We start from the raw sequence: 5931 nt of genomic DNA, 5'->3' as shown, positions 1-5931 counted from the left end.
CATCTCCAGCCTGTCCACGGGCTTGAGCACCACGAACAGCAATGTCAGCAGCCTGTCGACTTCCACGTCGAGTGGCTTGAGCACGGCCACGAGCAGCATTGGCAGTCTGTCGACGTCTACTTCGAGCGGCTTGAGCACGGCGACCAGTGGGATCTCCAGCCTGTCAACGGGCCTGAGCACCACGAACAGCAACGTGAGCAGCCTGTCGACGTCTACGTCGTCCGGCCTGAGCACGGCCACGAGCAGCATCGACAGCCTGTCGACGTCGACTTCGAGTGGCCTGAGCACGACGAATAGCAGTGTGAGTAGCCTTTCGACTTCGACGTCGTCGGGTCTGAGCACGGCGACCAGTGGCATCTCCAGCCTGTCCACGGGCCTGAGCACCACGAACAGCAACGTCAGCAGTCTCTCGACCTCGACGTCCTCTGGTCTGAGCACGGCCACGAGCAGCATCGACAGCCTGTCGACGTCGACTTCGAGTGGCCTGAGCACGACCAACAGCAGCGTCAGCAGCTTGTCGACCTCGACGTCGTCGGGTCTGAGCACGGCGACCAGTGGCATCTCCAGCTTGTCCACCGGCCTGAGCACGACGAACAGCAACGTGAGTAGCCTGTCGACCTCGACGTCGTCCGGTCTGAGCACCGCGAACAGCAGTGTCAGCAGCCTGTCGACTTCCACGTCGAGTGGCTTGAGCACGGCCACGAGCAGCATCGACAGCCTGTCGACGTCTACATCGAGCGGCTTGAGCACGGCGACCAGCGGCATCTCCAGCCTGTCCACGGGCCTGAGCACCACGAACAGCAATGTGAGCAGCCTGTCGACCTCCACGTCGTCTGGCCTGAGCACAGCGAACAGCAACGTCAGTAGTCTGTCGACGTCCACTTCGAGTGGACTGAGCACGGCGAACAGCAATGTCAGCAGTCTGTCGACCTCGACGTCGTCGGGTCTGAGCACGGCGACCAGCGGTATCTCCAGCCTGTCCACAGGTCTGAGCACCACCAATAGCAACCTGGACAGCCTCTCAACGTCGACGTCGAGTGGCCTGAGCACGACGAATAGCAGTGTGAGTAGCCTGTCGACTTCCACGTCGAGTGGCTTGAGCACGGCCACGAGCAGCATCGACAGCCTGTCGACGTCGACTTCGAGTGGCCTGAGCACGACCAACAGTAGCGTCAGCAGCTTGTCGACCTCGACGTCGTCGGGTCTGAGCACCGCGACCAGTGGCATCTCCAGCTTGTCCACCGGCCTGAGCACGACGAACAGCAACGTGAGCAGCCTGTCGACCTCGACGTCGTCCGGTCTGAGCACAGCGAACAGCAGCGTCAGCAGCCTGTCGACCTCGACGTCGTCCGGTCTGAGCACCGCGAACAGCAACGTCAGTAGCCTGTCGACGTCTACGTCGTCCGGCTTGAGCACGGCAACAAGCAGCATCGACAGCCTGTCGACTTCTACTTCGAGTGGCCTGAGCACGACGAACAGCAACGTGAGCAGCTTGTCGACCTCGACATCGTCGGGCTTGAGCACGGCGACCAGTGGTATCTCCAGCCTGTCGACGGGTTTGAGCACGACCAACAGCAACGTCAGCAGCCTGTCGACTTCTACTTCGAGTGGCCTGAGCACGACGAACAGCAACGTGAGCAGCTTGTCGACCTCGACGTCGTCTGGCCTGAGCACGACGAACAGCAGCGTCAGCAGCTTGTCGACCTCCACGTCGTCCGGTCTGAGCACAGCGAACAGCAGCGTCAGCAGTCTCTCGACTTCCACGTCGAGTGGCTTGAGCACGGCCACGAGCAGCATCGACAGTCTGTCGACGTCTACTTCGAGCGGCCTGAGCACGGCGACCAGCGGCATTTCCAGCCTGTCCACTGGTCTGAGCACGACGAACAGCAACGTCAGCAGCCTGTCGACGTCCACGTCTTCTGGTCTGAGCACTACCAACAGCAATGTGGGAAGTCTTTCGACGTCGACGTCGAGTGGCCTGAGTACGACCAATAGCCGCATCGACGGTCTCTCGACGGACATCGGCAGTCTGTCTACTGGTCTGAGCACGACGAACAGCAATGTGAGCAGCCTGTCGACTTCGACGTCGTCCGGTCTGAGCACAGCGAACAGCAGCGTCAGCAGTCTCTCGACTTCCACATCGTCTGGCCTGAGCACGGCCACGAGCAGCATCGACAGTCTGTCGACGTCCACTTCGAGCGGTTTGAGCACGGCGACCAGCGGTATCTCCAGCCTGTCCACAGGCCTGAGCACGACGAATAGCAACGTCAGCAGTCTCTCGACCTCGACGTCGTCGGGTCTGAGCACGGCGACGAGCAGTATCGACAGCCTGTCGACGTCGACTTCGAGTGGCCTGAGCACGACCAACAGCAGTGTCAGCAGCTTGTCGACCTCGACGTCGTCGGGTCTGAGCACCGCGACCAGTGGCATCTCCAGCTTGTCCACCGGCCTAAGCACGACGAACAGCAACGTGAGCAGCCTGTCGACCTCGACGTCGTCCGGCTTGAGCACGGCAACAAGCAGCATCGGCAGCCTGTCGACTTCTACTTCGAGTGGCCTGAGCACGACGAACAGCAACGTCAGCAGCTTGTCGACCTCGACGTCGTCTGGCCTGAGCACAGCGAATAGCAATGTCAGTAGTCTGTCGACGTCCACCTCGAGCGGTCTGAGCACTGCGACCAGCGGCATCTCGAGCCTGTCGACTGGCCTGAGCACGACGAACAGCAACGTGAACAGCCTGTCGACCTCCACGTCGTCTGGTCTGAGCACGACGAACAGCAATGTGAGCAGCCTGTCGACCTCGACGTCGTCCGGTCTGAGCACAGCGAACAGCAGCGTCAGCAGTCTCTCGACCTCGACGTCCTCTGGTCTGAGCACGGCCACGAGCAGCATCGACAGTCTGTCGACGTCCACTTCGAGCGGTTTGAGCACGGCGACCAGCGGTATCTCCAGCCTGTCCACGGGCCTGAGCACGACGAACAGCAACGTCAGCAGTCTCTCGACCTCGACGTCGTCGGGCCTGAGCACAGCGAATAGCAACGTCGGCAGCTTGTCGACCTCCACATCGTCTGGCCTGAGCACGGCGACCAGCGGCATTTCCAGCCTGTCCACGGGTCTGAGCACGGCGACGAGCAGTATCGACAGCCTGTCGACGTCGACTTCGAGTGGCCTGAGCACGACCAACAGCAGCGTCAGCAGCTTGTCGACTTCGACATCGTCGGGTTTGAGCACGGCTACGAGCAGCATCGACAGCTTGTCGGCTTCCACTTCGAGCGGTCTGAGCACTGCGACCAGCGGCATCTCGAGCCTGTCTACTGGTCTGAGCACGACGAACAGCAATGTGAGCAGCCTATCGACTTCGACGTCGAGCGGTCTGAGCACAGCGAACAGCAGCGTCAGCAGTCTCTCGACTTCCACATCGTCTGGCCTGAGCACGGCCACGAGCAGCATCGACAGTCTGTCGACGTCCACGTCGAGCGGTTTGAGCACGGCGACCAGCGGTATCTCCAGCCTGTCCACGGGCCTGAGCACGACGAACAGCAACGTGAGCAGCCTGTCGACGTCCACGTCGTCGGGTCTGAGCACGGCGACGAGCAGCATCGACAGCCTGTCGACGTCGACTTCGAGTGGCCTGAGCACGACCAACAGCAACGTCAGCAGCTTGTCGACCTCCACGTCGTCTGGCCTGAGCACTGCGACCAGCGGTATCTCCAGCCTGTCCACGGGCCTGAGCACGACGAATAGCAACGTCAGCAGTCTTTCGACCTCGACGTCCTCGGGTCTGAGCACGGCGAGCAGCAGTGTCAGCAGCCTGTCGACTTCCACGTCGAGCGGCTTGAGCACGGCGACCAGCGGTATCTCCAGCCTGTCCACGGGTCTGAGCACGACGAACAGCAATGTCAGCAGCCTGTCGACCTCGACGTCGTCCGGCCTGAGCACGGCCACGAGCAGCATCGACAGCCTGTCGACGTCTACTTCGAGCGGCCTGAGCACGGCGACCAGTGGGATCTCCAGCCTGTCAACGGGCCTGAGCACCACCAATAGCAACGTCAGCAGTTTGTCGACGTCCACGTCGAGCGGCTTGAGCACCACGAACAGCAACGTGAGTAGCCTGTCGACTTCGACGTCGTCCGGTCTGAGCACAGCGAACAGCAGCGTCAGCAGTCTCTCGACCTCGACGTCCTCTGGTCTGAGCACGGCCACGAGCAGCATCGACAGTCTGTCGACGTCTACTTCGAGCGGCTTGAGCACGGCGACCAGTGGCATCTCCAGCCTGTCTACCGGCCTGAGCACGACGAACAGCAATGTAAGCAGCCTGTCGACGTCCACGTCTTCGGGTCTGAGCACGGCGAACAGCAACGTCAGCAGCTTGTCGACGTCTACCTCGAGCGGTCTGAGCACAGCGACCAGCGGCATCTCCAGCCTGTCCACGGGCCTGAGCACGACGAATAGCAACGTCAGCAGCCTGTCGACTTCCACGTCGAGTGGCTTGAGCACGGCCACGAGCAGCATCGACAGTCTGTCGACGTCTACTTCGAGCGGCTTGAGCACGGCGACGAGCAGCATCGACAGTCTGTCGACGTCTACTTCGAGTGGCTTGAGCACGGCGACCAGTGGTATCTCCAGCTTGTCCACGGGCCTGAGCAGCACGAACAGCAACGTGAGCAGCCTGTCGACCTCGACGTCGTCGGGTCTGAGCACCGCGACCAGCGGTATCTCCAGCCTGTCTACAGGCCTGAGCACCACCAATAGCAACCTGGACAGCCTCTCAACGTCGACGTCGAGTGGCCTGAGCACGGCGACCAGTGGGATCTCCAGCCTGTCCACGGGCCTGAGCACCACCAATAGCAACGTCAGCAGCTTGTCGACGTCCACGTCGAGCGGTCTGAGCACGGCGACCAGTGGCATCTCCAGCCTGTCTACCGGCTTGAGCACGACGAACAGCAACGTGAGCAGCTTGTCGACCTCGACGTCGTCGGGTCTGAGCACGGCGACGAGCAGCATCGACAGTCTGTCGACGTCTACTTCGAGCGGCTTGAGCACGGCGACTAGTGGCATCTCCAGTCTGTCTACCGGCTTGAGCACGACGAACAGCAATGTGAGCAGCCTGTCGACGTCCACGTCGTCGGGTCTGAGCACAGCGACCAGTGGTATTTCTAGCCTGTCCACGGGCCTGAGCACGACGAACAGCAACCTGGACAGCCTGTCGACTTCCACGTCGAGCGGCTTGAGCACTGCAACCAGCGGCATCTCCAGCCTGTCTACCGGACTGAGCACGACCAACAGCAACGTCAGCAGCTTGTCGACTTCCACGTCGTCTGGCCTGAGCACGGCGACCAGTGGCATCTCCAGCCTGTCCACGGGCCTGAGCACGACGAATAGCAACGTCAGCAGCCTTTCGACCTCGACGTCCTCGGGTCTGAGCACCACGAACAGCAACGTAAGCAGTCTGTCGACTTCCACGTCGAGCGGCCTCAGCACGGCTACCAGTGGTATCTCTAGCCTGTCCACCGGCCTGAGCACGACGAACAGCAACCTGGACAGCCTCTCGACGTCCACGTCGAGCGGTCTGAGCACGGCGACCAGTGGCATCTCCAGCCTGTCTACCGGCTTGAGCACGACGAACAGCAACGTGAGCAGCTTGTCGACCTCGACGTCGTCGGGTCTGAGCACGGCGACGAGCAGCATCGACAGTCTGTCGACGTCTACTTCGAGCGGCTTGAGCACGGCGACTAGTGGCATCTCCAGTCTGTCTACCGGCTTGAGCACGACGAACAGCAATGTGAGCAGCCTGTCGACGTCCACGTCGTCGGGTCTGAGCACAGCGACCAGTGGTATTTCTAGCCTGTCCACGGGCCTGAGCACGACGAATAGCAACCTGGACAGCCTGTCGACATCCACGTCGAGCGGCTTGAGCACTGCAACCAGTGG

1 protein-coding gene is annotated in these 5931 nt (G+C 61.6%); it reads left to right on the top strand.

Annotation, left to right across the window (positions count from 1 at the left end; genetic code table 11):
- Nucleotides 1-5931: beta strand repeat-containing protein (locus tag AC07Q9_RS24790; protein ID WP_495312256.1), on the top strand; the 5931-nt coding region annotated here is incomplete at both ends.

Source organism: Variovorax sp. GW821-FHT09A10 (genome assembly GCF_059418385.1).
Note: the sequence above shows the minus strand (reverse complement) of the source record. Positions and strands in the feature narration are given on the sequence as shown.